The organism is Mesorhizobium sp. B2-3-11 (assembly GCF_006442215.1).
Classification (GTDB): domain Bacteria; phylum Pseudomonadota; class Alphaproteobacteria; order Rhizobiales; family Rhizobiaceae; genus Mesorhizobium; species Mesorhizobium salmacidum.
Map to the genome: position 1 here is coordinate 140,550 of NZ_VFVS01000018.1, position 20,529 is coordinate 161,078.

Below are 20,529 nucleotides of genomic sequence, written 5' to 3' on the forward strand. Positions count from 1 at the left end.
CCTCCAAGGCAATGCGCGACAGCCATGCGCGCGTCTTCGACCTCGACGTCCTGTCGCTGCGCGAACTCAACCAGGCGCTGCACAATCTGGCTCCCGGCTCGAACGAGACGGCGTGGGAAGTGCTCAACCCGAAAGGCAGCCATTCGGTCGCCGTCGGCGTCGACCAGCCCGTCAGCATCGATGTGCGCGGCAGCGTCGGCTATTACTGCGGCGGCATGAATTCGGGCAGCGCGATCACCGTGCATGGTTCGGCCGGCCCGGGCGTCGGCGAGAACATGATGTCGGGTTCCATCGTCATCAAGGGCGACGCCAGCCAGTATGCCGGCGCCACCGGCAAGGGTGGGCTGCTGGTCATCGAAGGCAATGCGTCGTCGCGCTGCGGCATCTCAATGAAGGGCATCGACATCGTCGTGCACGGCAATATCGGCCACATGTCGGCCTTCATGGCGCAGTCCGGCAATCTCGTGGTGCTGGGCGATGCCGGCGACGCGCTGGGCGATTCCATCTACGAGGCGCGGCTCTTCGTACGCGGCAAGGTCGACAGCCTGGGCGCCGACTGCATTGCCAAGGAGTTGCGGCCCGAGCATCTGGAGTTGCTGCAGGGTCTGCTGGATCGCGCCGGCGTGACCGGCGTCAAGCCGTCGGAGTTCAAGCGCTACGGCTCGGCGCGCACGCTCTACAATTTCAATATCGACAACGCCGACGCGTATTGAGGCAGCATGACCTATCGCAACCCGCCGACGACGCCGCGCAAATCCGCGACCTTCGACGACTACACGCTTTCCGAAATCCGCCGCGCCGCGGCGACCGGCATCTACGATATCAGAGGTGCCGGCGCCAAACGCAAGCTGCCGCATTTCGATGATCTTCTGTTTCTCGGCGCCTCGATTTCGCGCTATCCGCTGGAAGGCTACCGCGAGCGCTGCGACACGTCAGTGGTGCTGGGGTCGCGGCATGCGAAGAAGCCGATCGAACTAAAGATCCCGATCACCATCGCCGGCATGAGCTTCGGCTCGCTATCCGGCCCGGCCAAGGAAGCGCTCGGGCGCGGCGCGACGCTGTCGGGCACATCGACTACGACCGGCGATGGCGGCATGACCGAGGAAGAACGCGGTCATTCCAAGCAACTGGTCTATCAGTACCTGCCGTCGCGCTATGGCATGAACCTGCGCGACCTGCGCCGCGCCGATGCCATCGAAGTCGTCGTCGGCCAGGGCGCCAAGCCCGGCGGCGGCGGCATGCTGCTTGGCCAGAAAATTTCCGATCGCGTCGCCGAGATGCGGACGCTGCCGAAAGGCATCGACCAGCGCTCGGCCTCGCGCCACCCCGACTGGACCGGCCCGGACGACCTTGAGATCAAGATCCTCGAATTGCGTGAAATCACCGACTGGGAAAAGCCGATCTACGTCAAGGTCGGTGGCGCCCGCCCCTACTATGATACGGCACTCGCGGTGAAGGCCGGCGCCGATGTCGTGGTGGTCGACGGCATGCAGGGCGGCACGGCGGCGACGCAGGAAGTGTTCATCGAAAATGTCGGCCAGCCGACGCTCGCCTGTATCAGGCCAGCCGTGCAGGCGCTGCAGGATCTCGGCATGCACCGCAAGGTGCAGCTGATCGTCTCCGGCGGCATCCGCAACGGCGCCGATGTCGCCAAGGCGCTGGCGCTCGGCGTCGACGCGGTGTCGATCGGCACGGCGGCACTCGTGGCGCTCGGCGACAATGATCCCCGCTGGGAGGCGGAGTACAACGAACTCGGCACCACCTCAGGCGCCTATGACGACTGGCATGAGGGCAAAGACCCTGCCGGCATCACCACGCAGGATCCGGAACTGATGAAGCGGGTCGACCCCGTGGCCGCCGGGCGCCGGCTGGCGAACTATTTGAAGGTGATGACGCTGGAGGCGCAGACCATCGCCCGCGCCTGCGGCAAGAACAGCCTGCACAATCTCGAACCCGAGGACCTCGTCGCATTGACGATCGAGGCCGCCGCCATGGCCGGCGTGCCGCTGGCCGGCACCAACTGGATACCGGGAAAGAACGGCTTCTAGAACACATCCAAAGACATAAGCGAGGAACTATAATGGGGAACGATCTCGCCGCATTCGCCAAAGAGAACGGCGTCAAATATTTCATGATTTCCTACACTGACCTGTTCAGTGGCCAGCGCGCCAAGCTGGTGCCGGCGCAGGCGATCGCCGACATGCAGAAGGACGGTGCGGGCTTCGCCGGGTTCGCCACCTGGCTCGATCTGACGCCGGCGCATCCCGACATGCTGGCGGTGCCGGATCCAGACTCGGTCATCCAGCTGCCATGGAAACCGGAAGTCGCCTGGGTCGCCGCCAACTGCATCATGGACGACAAGGAGGTCGGCCAGGCGCCGCGCAACACGCTGAAGCGGCTGATCGCCGAGGCAGCCGCCGACGGCATGCATGTCAAGACCGGCGTCGAGGCCGAGTTCTTCCTGATCTCGCCGGACGGCAAGGCGATCTCCGACGAATACGACACGGCTTCGAAGCCTTGCTATGACCAGCAGGCGGTGATGCGCCGTTACGATGTCATCGCCGAGATCTGCGACCACATGCTGGCGCTCGGCTGGGGTGCCTACCAGAACGATCACGAGGACGCCAACGGCCAGTTCGAGATGAACTGGGCCTTCGACGACGCGTTGCCGACCGCCGACAAGCACTCCTTCTTCAAGTTCATGGTCAAGTCGATCGCTGAAAAGCATGGGCTGCGCGCGACTTTCATGCCCAAACCCTTCCAGGGCCTGACCGGCAATGGCTGCCATGCCCATATCTCGGTGTGGGACGAGACCGGCAAGACCAATGTGTTTGCCGACAAGTCGATGGAACTCGGCCTCTCGGCCAAGGGCAAGAATTTCCTCGGCGGCATCATGAAGCACGCTTCGGCGCTTGCCGCGATCACCAATCCGACGGTGAATTCTTACAAGCGCATCAACGCGCCGCGCACCATTTCGGGCGCGACCTGGGCGCCGAACACGGTGACCTGGACCGGCAACAACCGCACCCACATGGTGCGCGTGCCGGGGCCGGGCCGCTTCGAGCTGCGCCTGCCCGACGGCGCGGCCAACCCGTATTTGCTGCAGGCCGTCATCATCGCCGCCGGCCTCGACGGCATCCGCTCCAAGGCCGATCCCGGCAAGCGCTACGACATCGACATGTACCAGCTCGGCCATACCGTCACGGATGCGCCGAAACTGCCGCTCAACCTGCTCGACGCGCTGCGCGAGTTCGACCACGACAAATCGCTCAAGGCGGCGCTGGGTGAGGAATTTTCGTCGGCATACCTAAAGCTGAAGCACCAGGAATGGAATTCCTATGCTTCGCACTTCACGCAGTGGGAGCGCGACCACACGCTGGATATCTAAGCTCCAACGCGTAGGGCGAGCGGCCTTGGAATAATTTTATGAAATACTCGATCTTCTCGCTCGCCCGCGCCGCTCTTTCCGGCCACAAGAACTGGCAACGCACCTGGCGCGACGCCGCGCCGAAGGATCGCTATGACGTCGTGATCATCGGCGGTGGCGGCCATGGGCTGGCCACCGCCTGGTTCCTGGCCAGCGAGTTCGGCATCAAAAATGTCGCGGTGCTGGAAAAGGGCTGGATCGGCTCCGGCAATGCCGGCCGCAACACCACCATCATTCGCTCCAATTACGGCCTGCCCGGCAATACCGGCTTCTACGAATTATCGATGAAGCTGTGGGAGCGGATGGAGCAGGACCTCAACTACAACGCGATGGTCAGCCAGCGCGGCGTCATCAACCTCTACCATTCCGACGCGCAGCGCGACGCCTATGCGCGGCGCGGCAACACCATGCGCATCAACGGTATCGACGCCGAACTGCTCGACCTGGCGGCGGTCAGGAAGATGATCCCGTTCCTGAATTTCGACAATGCGCGCTTTCCCGTGCAGGGCGGGCTGCTGCAACGGCGCGGCGGCACCGCGCGGCACGACGCCGTGGCCTGGGGCTACGCCCACGCTGCCAGCGAACTCGGCGTCGACATCATCCAGAACTGCGAAGTCACCGGCTTTGTTAGGGACGCCAACGGCAAGGTGACCGGCGTCGAGACGTCGCGCGGCAGGATCGGCGCCGGCAAGGTCGGCATGGCAGTAGCCGGCTCTTCGTCTCGCGTCGCGGCAATGGCCGGCCTGCGGCTGCCGATCGAAAGCCATGTGCTGCAGGCCTTCGTCTCGGAGGCGATCAAGCCTCTCATTCCCGGTGTCATGACCTTCGGCGCCGGCCACTTCTATGTCAGCCAGTCCGACAAGGGCGGGCTGGTCTTCGGCGGCGACATCGACGGCTACAATTCCTACGCCCAGCGCGGCAACATGCCTGTCATGGAAGATGTCTGCGAGGGCGGCATGGCGCTGATGCCGATGATCGGCCGCGTGCGCCTGCTGCGCCAATGGGGCGGCATCATGGACATGTCGATGGATGGTTCGCCGATCATCGACAAGACACCGGTCGACGGGCTCTACCTCAACGCCGGCTGGTGCTATGGCGGCTTCAAGGCGACACCTGGCTCAGGCTTTGTCTTCGCCCATCTGCTTGCCCGCGATGAATCGCATGAGGAGGCCGCCCGCTTCCGTCTCGACCGGTTCCGGTCTGGCGCTGTCATCGACGAAAAGGGCCAGGGCGCCCAACCGAACCTGCACTGAAGGCGGCTGGAACCATGCGCATCACCTGTCCCTTCTGCGGCGAACGCGAACTCGGCGAATTCACCTATCTCGGCGACGCCAAGCCGGTGCGGCCGGCAGCTGGAGCATCGGAAGGTGAGGTCTACGATTACGTCTATCTGCGCGACAACATCGCCGGCGTGATGGACGAGAACTGGTATCACGGCGGCGGTTGCCGGGCTTGGCTGAAAGTCACCCGCAACACGCTGACGCACGAGATTTCGGCGGTCGAACCAGCGGCAGGTGCCGGCGCTAGGCAGGTCGCGAAATGAGGTTTCCTATCGAACTCGGCGCTGCCCCTCACCTGCCTGCCGGCATCCTCTCCCCGTATAGGGACGGGGAGAGGGGCGCTGCCATCGCCGGTTTCGCCAATCGCCAGCGTTGCAGGAAGAGAGCCAGCATCGCGGCCAGCCGCCTTCGCCCCGTCACTATACGGGGCGAAGTGCCCGACAGGGCGATGAGGCGCGGCGCCGACCTTCCGATTGTGAGGCGTGCATCGTGACTTCCTTTCAACCCAATCGCCTCGCCGACGGCGGTCTTGTCGACCGCTCGGCGCCGCTCAACTTCAGTTTCGACGGCAAGAGCTTCTCCGGTTTCAAAGGCGACACGCTTGCCTCGGCATTGGTTGCCAACGGCGTCAAGCTGGTTGGCCGCTCGTTCAAGTATCACCGCCCGCGCGGCATTCTGACCGCTGGCTCGGAAGAGCCCAACGCGCTGGTCGAATTGCGCGGCGGTGCACGGCGCGAGCCGAACACCAAGGCGACGACGGCGGAGCTCTATGAAGGGCTCGACGCCGCCAGCCAGAACCGCTGGCCGTCGCTCGACTTCGACGTGATGTCGGTCAACCAGCTGTTCGCGCCGATCTTCGTCGCCGGTTTTTACTACAAGACCTTCATGTGGCCGGCGAAGTTCTGGGAAGCGATCTATGAGCCGGCGATCCGCCGTGCCGCCGGTCTTGGCCGCGCCGCGGGCATCGCCGATCCAGACCATTACGACAAGGCCTGGGCGCATTGCGACGTGCTGATCGCCGGCTCTGGCCCGACTGGCCTCGCGGCCGCCCTCGCAGCAGGCCGCAGCGGCGCCCGCGTCATCCTGTGCGAAGAGGATTTTGTCCTCGGCGGCCGGCTGCTTGCCGATGGCGGCATGATCGACGGATTGCCTGCCGCCGAATGGATTGCGCGCACGCTCAGTGAGCTTGCCGCCATGCCCGATGTCCGCATCATGACGCGCACGACGCTGTTCGGCGTCTATGATGGCGGCACCTACGGCGCGATCGAGCGCGTCAACGACCACCTGCCCTCGCCGCCGGAGCACCAGGTGCGCCAGCGGCTATGGCGGATCGTGGCCAAGCGCTGCGTCGTCGCGGCGGGCGCGCTCGAACGGCCAATCGTCTTTGCCGGCAACGACACGCCGGGCGTGATGATGGCGTCCGCCATGCGCAGCTATATCGCACGTTACGCCGCGGCGCCGGCCAAGCGCATCGCCCTGTTCACCAACAATGAGGATGGCTGGCGCACGGTCGAGACGGCACTCGGCGCCGGGCTGCAGGTCGCTGCCGTGATCGACGCGCGCGCGGAAATCGCGCCCGAGCAGCGCTCGCTTGCCAGCAAGAGCGGCTTTCCCGTCCTGCATGGCACCGTCAGCGGCATCGACGGCGGCAAGAATGGCGTGCGCAAGATTTCCGTCGCACTCACCGGCGGCGCGCGTGCCGAAGTAGAAGCCGATGGGCTTGCCGTTTCCGGCGGCTGGAACCCGGCGGTCGGGCTCACCTCCTATCATCGCGGGCGACCGAAATGGCGCGACGACATCGCCGCCTTCGTGCCCGACGGCGCGCCGCCCGGCATGGTTGCCGCGGGTGCCGCCAACGGCGCCTTCGGACTTGGCGCCTGCCTGCGCGAAGGATTTGCGGCGGGCGCGGCGGCGGCACGTGATGCCGGACACGGCAATGGTACAGGCTCCACGCCGGTGGCCGACGACCAAGCCTTTTCGCTCACGCCGCTGTGGCATGTCGCGGGCAAGGGCAAAGCCTTTGTCGACCAGCAGCATGATGTCACCGCATCGGATATCGAGCTGGCGCAGCGCGAAGGTTTTGAATCGGTCGAGCACCTGAAGCGCTACACCACGCTCGGCATGGCAACCGACCAGGGCAAGACTTCGAACGTCGCCGGCCTCGCCATCATGGCGGCGGTCACAGGCAAATCCATTCCCGAGACCGGCACGACAATCTACCGGCCGCCCTATGTGCCGGTCGCCATAGGCGCCTTCGCCGGCCATCATCGCGACGAGACTTTTCACGCGACGCGGCTGACGCCGTCGCATCACTGGGCCGCCGAACAGGGCGCGATCTTCGTCGACACCGGTCTGTGGAAACGCGCGCAATGGTATCCGCGCGCCGGCGAGAAGGACTGGCTGGAATCGGTGACCCGCGAGGTCAAGGCAGTGCGCTCCGGCGTCGGCTTCTGCGATGTCTCGACGCTTGGCAAGATCGACGTGCATGGCGCCGACGCCGGCGCCTTCCTCGACCGCGTCTACATCAATACCTTCTCCAATCTTGCGGTGGGAAAAGCGCGCTACGGACTGATGCTGCGCGAGGACGGCATCGTCTACGATGACGGCACCACGTCGCGTCTGGCCGAGGACCACTATTTCCTGACCACCACCACGGCCAAGGCCGGACTGGTGATGCAGCATCTCGAATTCTGCCGGCAGGTGCTGTTCCCTGAATTCGATGTCCAGCTGACTTCGGTCTCCGACCAGTGGGCGCAATTTTCGATCGCCGGACCCAAAACCCGCGACCTGTTGAAAGAGATCGTCGATTCTTCGGAAGACCTTTCCAACGAAGGCTTCCCCTTCATGGGCGCACGCGAAGTCGCGTTGCGCGGCGGCATCAAGGCGCGGCTGTTCCGCATCTCCTTCTCCGGCGAAATGGCGTTCGAGATTTCGGTGCCGGCGCGCTACGGCGAGGCGATGGCCCGCAATCTGATGATCGCGGGCCAGCCGTTCGGCGTGACGCCTTACGGCACCGAGGCGCTCGGCGTCATGCGCATCGAAAAAGGCCATGTCGCGGGACCGGAACTCAGCGGCACGACCACCGCGGCCGATCTCGGCCTCGGCAAGATGATGTCGACCAAGAAAGATTTCATCGGCCGCGTGATGGCCGGCCGCGAGGCGTTGGTTGCTGCGGATCGGCAGGTCGTCGTCGGCATCAAGCCGACCGACAAAACGCGACGGCTACGCTCCGGCGCGCACATCATTCCGAAGGGGCAGACAGCCGGGCCTGATAACGACCAGGGCTACGTCACCTCGGTCTGCTTCTCGCCGATATCAGACCAATGGATCGGGCTTGGGCTTGTCGAACGCGGTCGCGAGCGCATCGGCGAGATCGTGCATGCGCACGATCCGCTGCGCGGCGAAAACTATGACGTCGAGATTTGCAACCCCGTGTTCTACGATCCGGATGGAGGGCGCCAGCGTGGCTGAGTTTTCCTGGGAAACCCGCAGCCCGCTCGATCGCGCGCTGGTTTCGGGACCGTATGGCGCGCATGGCGAGGCCGGCATCACCCTGACCGAAATTCGCAATTTCGATCTGGTCCAGGTGATGGCGCGACGCGGCAAGGCGGCCGAGATGGCGAGCGCCGCTAACGCGCATTTCGGCGTAGCGGTTCCGGAAACACCGAAGACGGCTGGAGCAGCCGAAGCCACGCTCATCTGGTCGGGACCGGATCAGTTCTTCGTGCTGTCGAAAGGCGGCAGACATCAGATGGGGTCGCTGGCTCCAGGTTTCGCGGCCTCGGCTTCGCTGTCGGACCAGTCGCATGCGCGGGTGTTGATCCGCATTTCCGGCGACAAGGCGCGCGCCCTGCTCGCCAAACTGTCGTCGATCGATCTATATCCAGCGGCGTTCCCGGTCGGAACCGCGGCAGCCACCTCGATGGACCACACCAGCGTCGCGCTGTGGTGCGGCAATGATGCGCGGGACGGACAGGCGGTGTTCAACGTCCTGGTGTTCGCGACGTTCGCCGAGAGCTTGTGGCATACTATGCTGGACTCGGGTGCCGAGTATGGTGTCGAGATCGGGCATTCGGAGGACTTGGCGTAGCATGGCGCACCTGTCCTTCTCTCCTTGCGGGAGAAGGAAGAAGCGCCACCCTCCGCCTTGCCAAACTCCGCTCCGCTGCTATTCTTGCTGCTAAAATAATTTCACGCACAGGCAAACTTGTTTCTCGAACCGCAAGGCTGAGATGAGCCAGTCGCCCTACCCCGCCGTGACAGCCGGACCGCCCAGGCCAAGCCTCATCCTGAGGCCGGGCCAGATCGCGCTGCCGGCCGGCATGGAGCGCTATACCGTACAGGGCAATGGCGCGGTGCTGATCGAGGTCGAGGCCGGCGATACGATCACGGTACGCAATGTCGAGGGCGGCCAGGCCTGCGAGTTGCTGGCCTGGGACAAGTCGGGCGTCACCGACTCCGGCATTCTCGGTGACAAATCCAATAGTAGTGCCGCCGGCATCAAGGCACTGCTCACCGAAGACGACGACAGTCTTTCGGCTGTGCGCCGCGGCCTCGAACGCCGCCAGGTTCAGCTCGACAAGGCCAAGGCTGTGCGCGTATTTGGCGGCACCACTCCGGCCGGTGCCGAGCAGGCATTCGCGATAGCCCGCAATGGTGCGATGCTGATTGCCGCGCCCGGCGGGCCGATGCTGGTCGACGGCCATGACACGGCGACGCCGCTCAGCGTCATCGTGCGGCGCAACACAATCCGCCTGAAAACAGAATCCCGGCTTGCCGATCCACTGGCCGATCCGGTGCTCGATCTGCGCGTCCATTCGGCGACGGCGGAGTCCTATTTCGTCAAGGCGGGCGACTATCTGCAGATCATCGATGTCGACGGGCGCCAGTGCACCGACTTCCAGTGTTTTTCGGCGCGCAAGCTGGACAAGGGGCTCGACCATCCTCTCGACGTCACGACGACGCGCACGCTGATGGGCGCGAGCTATCCGATGCCCGGCCTGCATTCGAAATACTACGACCAGGACATGGAGCCGCTGGTCGAGGTGGTGCAGGACACGTGCGGCCGGCACGACGCCTTCGCGCTCGCCTGTGCGGCGAAGTATTACGACGACATCGGCTATCCCGGCCACACCAACTGCTCGGAGAATTTCAACCGCGCGCTCACCGGCAAGGGCGTCAATCCCCGCGCCGGCTGGATGGCGATCAACTTTTTCTTCAACACGGCGATCGACGCTCATGGCGTCATGGTGTCGGACGAGCCATGGTCGCGAGCCGGCGACTATGTTCTGCTCAGGGCGCTCACCGACATCGTCTGCGTCTCCTCCGCATGTCCTGACGACACGACGCCGGCCAATGGCTGGGACCTGACCGACATCCATGTGCGGACCTATTCCGGCCAGCATAGATTCTCGCGAGCGATCGCCAGACGCATGACGCCCGATTCGGAACCCAAAATGACCCGCGAGACAGCTTTTCATTCGAGCTTTGCCAAACACACGCGCGACTTCGTCGAGTACAGGGGCTATTGGCTGGCCAACTCGTTCGCCAAAGAAGGGCCTATCGCCGAATACTGGGCCTGCCGGCAGGATGCGGTGATCATGGACCTGTCGCCGCTTCGCAAATTCGAGGTCACCGGTCCGGATGCCGAAGCGCTGCTGCAATACACGCTGACGCGTGACGTCAAGAAGCTCGGCGTCGGCCAAGTCGTCTACTCCGCCATGTGCTACGAGCATGGCGGCATGATCGACGACGGCACGCTGCTCAGGCTCGGCAAGGACAATTTCCGCTGGATCGGCGGCGACGATCTCTCCGGCGAATGGCTGCGCCAGACGGCAACAAAGCTCGGCCTCAACGTGTTGGTGCGCTCGTCCACCGACCAGATGCACAACATCGCCGTACAAGGGCCAAAGAGCCGCGACATCCTGAAACAGGTGATCTGGACCTCCCCGCTGCAGCCCTCGATCGAGGAACTCGAATGGTTCCGCTTCGCGGTCGCCAGGATCGGCGGCGGCAATGGCATTCCCATCGTCGTCTCGCGCACCGGCTATACCGGCGAACTCGGCTACGAGATCTGGTGCCATCCGCGCGACGCCGAAAAGGTGTTCGACGCCATCTGGGAAGCCGGCCAGCCGCATGGGCTGAAGCCGATGGGACTGCAGGCGCTCGACATGGTGCGCATCGAGGCCGGGCTCATCTTCGCCGGTTACGAGTTTTCCGACCAGACCGATCCGTTCGAGGCGGGCATCGGCTTTACCGTGCCGCTGAAGACCAAGACCGACGATTTCATCGGCCGCGAGGCGCTGATCCGGCGCAAGGACCATCCTCAGACGAAGCTGGTCGGCCTCGACATAGACAGCAATGTCGCCGTCGGCCATGGCGACTGCGTCCATATCGGCCGCGCCCAGATCGGCGTCGTCACGTCGGGCATGCGCTCGCCGGTGCTGAACAAAAACATCGCGCTGGCGCGGCTCGACGTCACCCACGCGGCAATCGGCACGGAGGTCGAGATCGGCAAGCTCGATGGTCATGCCAAGCGGCTGCCGGCCCGGGTCGTCGCCTTTGCCCACTACGATCCGCAAAAGACCAAACCACGTTCCTGACGACTGCCCTTTTTGGGCTCTCAAAGCGCCCGCCGGCCACCCCGCCGGACGCTTTTTCATCCGCGCGCGCAAGCGTGATGTGCATGGTTTCACAAATCGCTTGACGTGAAAGCGCGCCGGATCAATCTTCACTCTTAAGAAAAAAATACGACTGAGTGGAAACACTGCGGCCGGAACGATCATTTGCCGGGGAGTAAGCTTCGCGTAGCCGAGGCATCGCTGGCGGGGAACATCGAAAAAGGGGAACTCATCGACATGAGCACGATAAGTACGGTCCTGGACCAGCCTGCCGAAAGCAAGCTGCTCAGGCATATCGACTGGCGCGGCGCCTTCTGGGTGGCGAGCGGCGTTCCGGCGCTGGTGCTGTTCTCGATTGGCGGCATTGCCGGCACGACAGGAAAGCTGGCTTTCCTGATCTGGACGGTGTCCATGATCATGGGCTTCCTGCAGTCCTTCACCTATGCCGAGATCGCCGGCCTGTTCCCGAACAAATCCGGCGGCGCCTCGATCTATGGCGCCACCGCCTGGCTGCGCTATTCCAAGTTCATCGCGCCGCTGTCGGTGTGGTGCAACTGGTTCGCCTGGTCGCCGGTGCTGTCGCTCGGCTGCTCGATCGCCGCCGCCTATATCCTCAACGCGCTGGCGCCGGTGCCGCTGTTCACCGAAACTTCGCCCGATGTCGTCGCCTACATCGCCGCGCATACCGGAACGGTTCCCGCCGACGCCATCACCGCGGTGACGGCCGCCGCGACACCAGCGATCCGTAACTGGACGCTGTGGAGCCATACGCTCGGACCGGTCTCGTTCACGCTCAACGCCACCTTCTTCATTGGCGCGGTGCTGATGCTGATCATCTTCTCGATCCAGCATCGCGGCATCCTGGGCACCGCCAGCGTGCAGAAATATATCGGCCTGCTGGTCATCATCCCGATGCTGATCGTCGGCGTGGTGCCGATCTTCACCGGCCAGATCGACTGGTCGAACTTTTCGCCGCTGGTGCCGCTGGCCGCCGCCTACGCACCCGAACCCGGCTCTTGGAACATCGCCGGCTGGACATTGGCGCTCGGCGGCATGTTCATCGCCGCGTGGTCGACCTATGGCTTCGAAACGGCCGTCTGCTACACGTCGGAGTTCAAGAACCCCGGCACTGATACGTTCAAGGCCATCTTCTATTCCGGCCTGCTCTGCATGCTTTTGTTCATCCTGGTGCCCTTCACTTTTCAGGGGGTGCTGGGCCTGAACGGCATGCTGGCAACGCCGATCGTCGACGGCTCCGGCGTGGCGGATGCACTCGCCGGCATGGTCGGCGGCGGCAAGATCATTCACAGCCTTCTGGTGATGCTGATGATCCTGGCGCTGGTGCTGTGCATCATGACGGCGATGGCCGGCTCCTCGCGCACGCTCTACCAAGGCTCGGTCGACGGCTGGCTACCGCGTTATCTCAGCCACGTCAACGAGCACGGTGCGCCGACGCGGGCCATGTGGACCGACCTCTGCTTCAACCTGATCGTGCTGGCTATCGCCTCGGCCGACGCGACGAGCTTCTTCTTCATCCTCGCCGTGTCGAACTGCGGCTACATCATCTTCAACTTCCTCAACCTCAATGCCGGCTGGATCCACCGCATCGACAACGGCCATATCGCACGGCCATGGAAAGCGCCTAGCTGGCTGTTGGGGATTGGGGCGATCTTCGCCTATGTCAACGCCATCTTCATGGGCGCAGGCGCCAAGGTTTGGAACCCGATGGCTCTGTGGGCTGGCTTGATCACCGCCGCGCTGATCATCCCGGTGTTCTGCTTCCGCCACTACATCCAGGACAAGGGCAAATTCCCCGACCACATGCTGGCCGATCTCGGCATGAGCTCGGCCGATCTAAAGGTCAGGAAGGCGGGCATGCTGCCCTATCTGACGCTGGTCGCCGGCGTGGCGGTCATGCTCATCGCCAATTGGGTATTCGTCATCTGATGGTCTGACCGCCAAACGGCCCAAGCCACTGTTGCATTAAGGGAAAACCGGCCAGTCGCAAATCGACCGGCCGGTTTTTCTTATTCGGCCGCCAACGCCAGTTGCGGCCGTTCGACGCCTTCGATCTCTGCTGGCGCCTGCTCGTCGGTCCTGGCTTTCTTGGGCTCCCGTCCAAAGAAGAGCGCATACCCCGCCGGCAGCACCAGGATGGTCAGCACAGTGGCGACGAGAATGCCGCCCATCATGGCGTAGGCGAGCGGGCCCCAGAACACGCCGCGCGAGATCGGAATCAGTGCCAGCACAGCCGTCATCGCCGTCAGCACAATCGGCCTGAAGCGGCGCACCGCCGAGCCGATGATCGCTTCGGAACGGTCCATGCCCCTGGCGATGTCCTGGTCGATCTGGTCGACCAGGATGATCGAGTTGCGCATGATAATCCCGAGCAGCGCGATGACGCCGAGGATGGCGACGAAGCCGAACGGCGCACCGCTGATCAGCAGAGCGGCGGCAGCACCGATGATACCGAGCGGGCCGGTCGCCAGCACCAGCATCGCCTTGCCGAAGTTCTGCAGTTGGATCATCAGGAGCACGACGATGACTGCCAGCATGATCGGCGCCTTGGCGGCGATGGAAGCCTGGCTTTCGGCCGAATCCTCGGCCCCGCCCTGGATCTCGATCTTGTAGCCGGGCGCCAGGCCGTCGCGCAGGCCCTGCATGTCTTTGTACATCTTGGTGACGACGTCGTTGGACTGCACGCCGTCGGGCAGTGTGGCGCGCACGCTGATCGTCGGCAGGCGGTCGCGGCGCCACTCTATGCCTTGCTCCAGCACAGGCACCACCTTGGCGACCTGCGACAGCGGCACGAAGCCGCCGAAATCGGTCGGGATATAGACCGAGTCGACCGAGGACAGCAGGCTGCGGCTGGCATCCGGCTCGCGGGCGACGATGGATACCGTCTCCTCGCCGTCGCGGAAATCGTCGAGCGGCGCGCCGGACATCGCGGCCTGCAGCATCTGGCGGATGCGCTGCGAGGTGACGCCGAGCGCACGGGCGCGATCCTGGTCGATGACCAGTTTCATCGCCGGAACGGGCTCCAGCCAGTCATCATGGACGGCGCCGAGCAGCGGATCCTGCCGGAACTTCGCCTTCACCTGGTCGGCGATGCGGCGCACCTCCTGGCGGTCCGGACCCATGACACGCATCTGCACCGGCCAGCCGGTTGGCGGTCCGAGGAACAGGCGGTCGACCTTGGCACGAATCGATGGGAAATCCTGCGCCAGAACCGTGCGCAGCTTGACGATCAGCCGCTCGCGCGCCGGCTCGTCATTGGCCATGACAAGCAACTGGGCGAAGTTCGGGTTGCGCAGTTGCTGGTCGAGCGGCAGGAAGAAGCGCGGGGCGCCCTCGCCGATGTAGGTGGCGATGAAACGCTTGTCCTTGTCGTCCATCATCTTGGCTTCCAGGGCCTTGGCCTGCGTCTCGACCTCCTTGATGCTGGTGCCTTCCGGCAGCCAGAGGTCGACGAGGATTTCCGGCCGCGACGATTGCGGGAAGAAATTCTGCGGGATGAACTGGAACGCCCACAGGCTGGTGCCGAAAGTCACCAGCGTCATCACCAGGACGATGATGCGATGGCGCACGGCCCAACCGACCGTGGCACGCAGCCGACGATAGAAGCTCGTGTCGAAGGCGTCGTGATGGCTGCCGGCATGCTTGCGCTGCTTGAGGATCATATAGCCGAGCCACGGCGTGAAATAGACCGCCACGAACCACGACACGATCAGCGCGATGCCGACGACATAGAACAGGGTGCGCACATATTCGCCAGCCGTCGAAGCGGCAAAGCCGACAGGGATGAAGCCGGCGGTGGTGATCAGCGTGCCGGTCAGCATCGGGAAGGCGGTCGAGGAATAGGCGAAGCTCGCCGCCTCGATCTTGACCAGCCCCTCCTCGAGCTTGCGTTCCATCATCTCGACGACGATCATGGCGTCGTCGACGAGCAGGCCGAGCGCGATGATCAGCGCGCCCAGCGAAATGCGCTGCAGGTCGATGCCGATCTCGTACATGATGGCGAAGGTGGCGGCGAGCACCAGCGGTATGGCGATGGCGATCACCAGGCCCGAGCGCCAGCCGATCGACAGGAACGAGACGACGAGCACGATCAGCAGCGCTTCGCCGAGTGCATGCATGAATTCGGCTACCGCGTCCGTGACGACGCCCGGCTGGTCGGAAATCTGGTCGACCGAAACGCCATAGGGCAGCGCTTCCTCGAAGTGCTTGTAGGTCGCCTCGACATCCTTGCCGACGTCGGTGACTTTAAACCCCTTGGCCATGACGACGCCAAGCTGCACGCTGTCGTGACCATTGAAGCGGTATTTGCGCTGGAAGGGGTCTTCCAGCCCCGAAGTGACGGTGGCGATGTCGCCAAGCCGGGTGACCTGGCCGCCGGCACGCAGGCGCAGTTCACGGATGTCGGCGGCCTTGGCGACATCGCCTTCGACCGAAATGCGCACCGAATTTACGCCGGTGTCGACGGAACCAGCAGGGTCGACATTGTTCTGGCCCTTGATCGCGTTCTGCACGTCGGTCAGCGTCAGGCCGCGTTCGGCCAGCGCCTTGGACGAGACATCGATGTAGAGCTTTTCCGGCTGGTCGCCGATGATGACCGCCTTTTCGACGCCGGGCGTCGTCAACAGCATATCACGCGCCTGGATGGCGAACTTCTTCAGCTCGGGATAGGAGAAGCCGTCGCCGCTGATCGAATGCAGCGTGATGAAGGTGTCACCGAATTCGTCGTTGAAATAGGGGCCGAGCAGACCCTGCGGCAGGTCGCCCGATATGTCGCCGACCTTCTTGCGCACCTGATAGAAAGCATCGGTCACTTCGGCGGCGTTGGCGTCACCCTTGATCTGGACGGTGATGATGGCGCTGCCGGCGCGGGTGAAGGAACGCACGAAGTCGAGATGCGGCGTCTCCTGCAGCTTGCGCTCGATCTTGTTGACGACCTGGTCTTCCATCTCCTGGATCGAGGAGCCCGGCCAAATCGCCTGCACGACCATGACGCGGAAGGTGAAGTCGGGATCTTCCTTCTGGCCCATGCGCATCAGGCCGAGCGCGCCGGCGATGATGATCAGCCCGAACAGGAAGCGCGCGATCGAAGGATGGCCGATTGCCCAACGAGAGAGATTGAAGGGCCGCTTTTCTTCAGTGGAGGTCGTCATCGGTGGTGGTCCACTTTGCTTGGTTGCCGGCGCCCTGGTGCTTCGAGGAAGGTGCTACGAAGAAGCGCGGCGCGCGAAACGAAATCATCTGCGTTCGATACTGGTTTCCGGGCGGCGTCGCTCTTCGAGCGGAGAGACACTCATCGCGGTGGGACGCGAGGGTCGATGCGGGGGTACATCGGCCTTGACGTCTCGACCTTTCGGGCACGCCGCCCGGAAACCTGCGGCCGCGGGAACGCGCGGCCGACCTGTCTGTCGTCAGCGCAGCTGGCTGGCGTCCCCGCCCTCGGCCGAGGCGGACTGCTGTGTGATGCCGCCGGCGAGTTTCACCTTCAGGTCCTCGGTCATGAACTGCGTACCGGCGGCGACCACGATATCGCCCGGTTTCAATCCCTCCGCGACACGCACGCCATCGGCGGCGAACTTGGCGACCTTGACCGGACGGGCATGAACCGTGTCGGCACCACGATCGACCGTCCAGACGATCGACTGGCTGTCTTTCTCGGCGAGCGCGCTCAGCGGGATGGACACGAGCTGCTTTTCATTAGCCGCCGATGCCTCGATATTGGCGGTCATGCCGAGCAGCACGCGCGGGTCGTTGGGCAGGCTGACGCGGACGGCAAAGGTGCGCGACTGCGGATCCGCGCTGCCGGCGACCTCGCGAACCTTGCCGTCGAGCGCCAGAGCGGCATCGGACCAGAAGCCCGCCTTGACGTCCTTGCCCGGCTTGAACTGCGCGATCTCCATTTCCGGAACCGCGATCAGCACTTCCTTTTCGCCATCGACCGCGACGGTGACCACCGGCGTGCCCGACCCGACCACCTGGCCGACATCGGCGTTGACCGCCGTGACGATGCCGTCCCTGTCGGCCTTTAGGTCGGTATAGCCGACCTGGTTCCTGGCCTGGGCAAGCGTCGAACGGGCAGAGTCGCGCGTGGCGACGGCCTGGTCATAGGTCAGCGTTGCCTGTTCGAGCTGCGATTTCGGCGCGAAGTTCTTGGCGAAAAGCTGCTCGGCGCGCTTGCGGGCGAGTTCGACGGTCTCGACCTGCCGTTCGGAGGCATCCAGCGCGGCCTGCGCGCTCTTGACCGACAGGTCATAGTCGGAGGGATCGATGCGGGCCAGCACATCGCCAGGCGCCACGCGCTGGCCGATGTCGACGAGACGCTCGGTGATCTTGCCGTTGACCCGGAAACCCAGTGTGCTCTCGGTGCGGGCGCGCACCGATCCGGAATAGGACAGCGTGCGGGTGTCATGGGCCTGGGCGATCTCGACGACCTTGACCGGGCGAATGATGTCCTTCACCTCCGCTTTTTCCTGCGAGCAGCCGGCGAGCCCAAGCGATGCGACGATCAGGCCGGCAGCTGGCAGCTTGCGAAGGATGGAACTGGGCAAAAACATCTTGATACTCCCGACTGGAGACGGACTGTCGACACCGGCACCGGCTGGCGGCGGCTATTTCAAGGCTCTGATTGCGTAATCGATGAGTTCGTCGGGCATCGCCCGATTGGTCTTGGCGAGGCACTGCGCCACCATCTGCGGATGGCACAGGATGACGGTGGCGGCACCGAAACAGCGCGACGCGGTCACCGGGTCCTGTTTCCTGAACTCGCCGGCCTCGATGCCCTCGCGGATCACCTCGGCGAAGAGATCGTGGATGCTGTCGACATGCTTGTCGATGACGCCCCAGTCGCGCTCGAGGGCGACGATGACCATCTCGTGGACCTTCTGGTCGTCGAGCATGACCTCCATCGTCATCTTGTACTGCGCATGCACGTAACGCCGCAGCCGCTCCTCGGCGCTGGCCGGCAGGTGCATGATCTCGTAGGCCATCTTGTAGCTGGCGCCGAGCATCCGGCCACAGACGGCCTGGTGGATTTCGACTTTGGAGGCAAAGAAACGGTAGATGTTGGCTGGCGACATGCCGAGTTCGCGGGCAATGTCGGCGACATTGGTCTTGCCGTAGCCATAGTGGCGGAACAGGCGCTCGGCGCAATCGAGAATGCGCGTCACATTTTCCTGTCGGGCGACGTCGGCGACGATGTTGGCGGCTTCGGACATAGCTCTCTGTCAAATAACGAGTGACGAATTTCGATTTTCATCACTCGTAAATCGAAAAGAGCGCTGTGTCAACGCGGATTCGATGTACGCGTACGATTGGTGACAGATGGTGACATCCCATAGACGTCACAAGGCGCCCTCAGGATGCGGGCCACTGAAAATAATTCTCTCGAAAGGCCGCCGGAGGGCTTCAGGCGACCTTGGCCATTTCCCGCAGCCGGAATTTCTGGATCTTGCCGGTCGAGGTCTTCGGTATCTCGGCGAAGATCACCGCTTTCGGCACTTTGAAGCGGGCAAGCAGCGTCCGGCAGTGCTCGATGATCTCTGCCTCGCTCGCCACCTTGCCCGGTTTCAGCTCGACATAGGCGACAGGCACCTCGCCCCATTTGTCGTCATGGCGCGCCACGACGCCGCAGGAGGCGACGGCGGGATGCTTGTAGAGCGCGTCCTCGACCTCGATCGAGGAAATGTTCTCGCCACCGGAGATGATGATGTCCTTGGAGCGGTCCTTGAGCTGGATATAGCCGTCGGGATGCATGACGCCGAGATCACCGGAGTGGAACCAGCCGCCGGCGAAAGCCTCGTCGGTCGCCTTGCGGTTCTTCAGATAGCCCTTCATGACGATGTTGCCCCGGAACATGACCTCGCCGATGGTCTCGCCGTCGGCGGGCGTCTCGGCCATGGTCTCTGGGTCCATCACCGTCAGGCCTTCGAGCGCAGCGTAGCGCACGCCCTGCCGTGCCTTCTTGCCCGCCCTCGCCCCTTTGTCGAGCGCGTCCCAGCCATTATGCCATTCGTTGACGACAGCCGGACCATACGTTTCGGTCAATCCGTAGAGATGGGTGACGGCAAAGCCGGCATCGGCCATCCCCGACAGCACGGCTTCGGGCGGCGGCGCGGCAGCCGTGTTGAAGGTGACGGTCTGCGCAAATGCACGCTTGTCCTCCTCCCTGGCATTGATCAGCACCGACATGACGACCGGCGCCCCGCACAGATGCGTGACGCCGTGGTCGGCGATGGCGTTATAGATCGGCTTCGGCCGCACCCAGCGCAGGCAGACATGCGTGCCGGCCTGGACCGCGAGCGTCCAGGGAAAACACCAGCCATTGCAATGGAACATCGGCAGCGTCCAGAGATAGACCGCGTGCTTGGCCATGCCGGCATGGATGGTGTTGGTGTAGGCCATCAGCGCGGCACCACGGTGATGGTAGACGACGCCCTTGGGATTGCCTGTCGTGCCCGACGTGTAGTTGAGCGAGATCGCGTCCCATTCGTCGTCCGGCATCGACCAGGCGAACTCCTCGTCGCCATTGGCGACAAAGGCCTCATAGTCCACCGTGCCGACCCGCTCGCCTTTCGGATAGGGCGCGTCAGCGGCGTAATCGGGATCGTCGTAATCGATGACCAGCGGCTTGACCTTGGCCAGATCGAGCGCTTCTCGCACGACTCCGGAGAACTCGCGATCGACGATCAGCACCTTGGTCTCGGCATGATCGAGCTGGAAGGCGATGACCGCGGCGTCGAGGCGCGTATTGAGCGAGTGCAGCACCGCTTTGGTCATCGGCACGCCGAAATGCGCCTCCAGCATCGGCGGCGTGTTCGACAGCATGACCGTCACCGTATCGCCCTTGCCGATGCCGTGCTTGTGCAGCGCCGAAGCGAGCTTCAGCGAGCGGCGCCAGAAATCACGATAGCTGATGCGCTGGCCGCCATGGATGATGGCGATGTGGTCGGGATAAGTCTTTGCAGCGCGCTCCAGATAGGTGAGCGGCGTCAGCGGCTGGTGGTTGGCGGCGTTCCTGTCGAGATCCTGTTCGTAGGGACTGGCCATCCCGTTCTCCCCAAAGTCTTTTCGAGCTTTCTAACCTTAGGCTCGTCGTCACGCTATCCCCCAGAAGGGGCCCGTTGCGCAATATTGCGGGAGGCTTGTTGTGAGGATTGAGGGCGGCCATTTTCGTTGCTTTGGAGGCTTT

At 63.8% G+C, this 20,529-nt stretch carries 13 protein-coding genes; 9 read left to right on the forward strand and 4 right to left on the reverse strand.

The window, feature by feature from the left end; translation table 11 throughout:
* Positions 1 to 11: 11 nt before the first annotated feature.
* The 9 genes from FJ960_RS22940 to FJ960_RS22985 all read left to right on the forward strand — a co-directional run bounded on the left by FJ960_RS22940 (position 12) and on the right by FJ960_RS22985 (position 13,274).
* Positions 12 to 713 (forward strand): GXGXG domain-containing protein, encoded by a 702-nt coding sequence (locus FJ960_RS22940; protein ID WP_246672909.1) that lies wholly within the window; start codon positions 12 to 14, stop codon positions 711 to 713.
* Positions 714 to 719: 6 nt separating this feature from the next.
* The gene (locus FJ960_RS22945) at positions 720 to 2,048 is read left to right on the forward strand and encodes an FMN-binding glutamate synthase family protein (protein WP_015318914.1); all 1,329 of its coding nucleotides are present in this window, start codon (positions 720 to 722) and stop codon (positions 2,046 to 2,048) included.
* Positions 2,049 to 2,080: 32 nt separating this feature from the next.
* Positions 2,081 to 3,388 carry a type III glutamate--ammonia ligase gene (glnT, locus tag FJ960_RS22950; RefSeq protein WP_140507959.1) on the forward strand — a complete coding sequence of 436 codons (1,308 nt, stop codon included), beginning with the start codon at positions 2,081 to 2,083 and terminating at the stop codon, positions 3,386 to 3,388.
* A 38-nt stretch (positions 3,389 to 3,426) separates the two neighbouring features.
* A complete protein-coding gene (locus tag FJ960_RS22955; protein ID WP_027142254.1) occupies positions 3,427 to 4,680 on the forward strand; it encodes a sarcosine oxidase subunit beta family protein in 1,254 nt (417 codons plus the stop codon).
* A 14-nt stretch (positions 4,681 to 4,694) separates the two neighbouring features.
* Positions 4,695 to 4,970, forward strand: coding sequence for a sarcosine oxidase subunit delta (locus FJ960_RS22960; protein WP_140716966.1), 276 nt, complete (start codon positions 4,695 to 4,697; stop codon positions 4,968 to 4,970).
* A 226-nt stretch (positions 4,971 to 5,196) separates the two neighbouring features.
* Positions 5,197 to 8,178: a sarcosine oxidase subunit alpha gene (locus tag FJ960_RS22970; RefSeq protein ID WP_140716970.1), complete on the forward strand. Its 2,982-nt coding sequence runs from the start codon at positions 5,197 to 5,199 to the stop codon at positions 8,176 to 8,178.
* A complete protein-coding gene (locus FJ960_RS22975) occupies positions 8,171 to 8,797 on the forward strand; it encodes a sarcosine oxidase subunit gamma (RefSeq protein WP_140716972.1) in 627 nt (208 codons plus the stop codon). The genes FJ960_RS22970 and FJ960_RS22975 overlap by 8 nt, the downstream gene beginning before the upstream one ends.
* 142 nt (positions 8,798 to 8,939) lie before the next feature.
* Positions 8,940 to 11,309 (forward strand): aminomethyltransferase family protein, encoded by a 2,370-nt coding sequence (locus FJ960_RS22980; protein ID WP_140716974.1) that lies wholly within the window; start codon positions 8,940 to 8,942, stop codon positions 11,307 to 11,309.
* Positions 11,310 to 11,564: 255 nt separating this feature from the next.
* Complete coding sequence (locus FJ960_RS22985; RefSeq protein ID WP_140505542.1) at positions 11,565 to 13,274, forward strand: APC family permease; 1,710 nt, start codon at positions 11,565 to 11,567, stop codon at positions 13,272 to 13,274.
* Positions 13,275 to 13,354: 80 nt separating this feature from the next.
* Here FJ960_RS22985 and FJ960_RS22990 read toward each other — a convergent pair whose 3' ends face one another.
* The 4 genes from FJ960_RS22990 to FJ960_RS23005 form a co-directional block, all read right to left on the reverse strand.
* A complete protein-coding gene (locus tag FJ960_RS22990; RefSeq protein ID WP_140505544.1) occupies positions 13,355 to 16,495 on the reverse strand; it encodes an efflux RND transporter permease subunit in 3,141 nt (1,046 codons plus the stop codon).
* 258 nt (positions 16,496 to 16,753) lie between these two features.
* Positions 16,754 to 17,896, reverse strand: a complete 1,143-nt coding sequence (locus FJ960_RS22995; RefSeq protein WP_027142247.1) for an efflux RND transporter periplasmic adaptor subunit — start codon at positions 17,894 to 17,896, stop codon at positions 16,754 to 16,756.
* 54 nt (positions 17,897 to 17,950) lie between these two features.
* Positions 17,951 to 18,556, reverse strand: coding sequence for a TetR family transcriptional regulator (locus FJ960_RS23000; protein ID WP_140505548.1), 606 nt, complete (start codon positions 18,554 to 18,556; stop codon positions 17,951 to 17,953).
* A gap of 190 nt (positions 18,557 to 18,746) precedes the next feature.
* A complete protein-coding gene (locus tag FJ960_RS23005; protein ID WP_140716976.1) occupies positions 18,747 to 20,387 on the reverse strand; it encodes an acyl-CoA synthetase in 1,641 nt (546 codons plus the stop codon).
* Between the last annotated feature and the right edge of the window lie 142 nt (positions 20,388 to 20,529).

Excerpts from the sequence above, each read along its gene's own strand:
- FJ960_RS22940 (WP_246672909.1), top strand. The coding sequence starts at position 12 with ATGCGCGACAGCCATGCGCGCGTCTTCGACCTCGACGTCCTGTCGCTG.
- FJ960_RS22945 (WP_015318914.1), top strand. The coding sequence starts at position 720 with ATGACCTATCGCAACCCGCCGACGACGCCGCGCAAATCCGCGACCTTC.
- glnT (WP_140507959.1), top strand. The coding sequence starts at position 2,081 with ATGGGGAACGATCTCGCCGCATTCGCCAAAGAGAACGGCGTCAAATAT.
- FJ960_RS22955 (WP_027142254.1), top strand. The coding sequence starts at position 3,427 with ATGAAATACTCGATCTTCTCGCTCGCCCGCGCCGCTCTTTCCGGCCAC.
- FJ960_RS22960 (WP_140716966.1), top strand. The coding sequence starts at position 4,695 with ATGCGCATCACCTGTCCCTTCTGCGGCGAACGCGAACTCGGCGAATTC.
- FJ960_RS22980 (WP_140716974.1), top strand. The coding sequence starts at position 8,940 with ATGAGCCAGTCGCCCTACCCCGCCGTGACAGCCGGACCGCCCAGGCCA.
- FJ960_RS22985 (WP_140505542.1), top strand. The coding sequence starts at position 11,565 with ATGAGCACGATAAGTACGGTCCTGGACCAGCCTGCCGAAAGCAAGCTG.
- FJ960_RS22990 (WP_140505544.1), bottom strand. The coding sequence starts at position 16,495 with ATGACGACCTCCACTGAAGAAAAGCGGCCCTTCAATCTCTCTCGTTGG.
- FJ960_RS22995 (WP_027142247.1), bottom strand. The coding sequence starts at position 17,896 with ATGTTTTTGCCCAGTTCCATCCTTCGCAAGCTGCCAGCTGCCGGCCTG.
- FJ960_RS23000 (WP_140505548.1), bottom strand. The coding sequence starts at position 18,556 with ATGTCCGAAGCCGCCAACATCGTCGCCGACGTCGCCCGACAGGAAAAT.
- FJ960_RS23005 (WP_140716976.1), bottom strand. The coding sequence starts at position 20,387 with ATGGCCAGTCCCTACGAACAGGATCTCGACAGGAACGCCGCCAACCAC.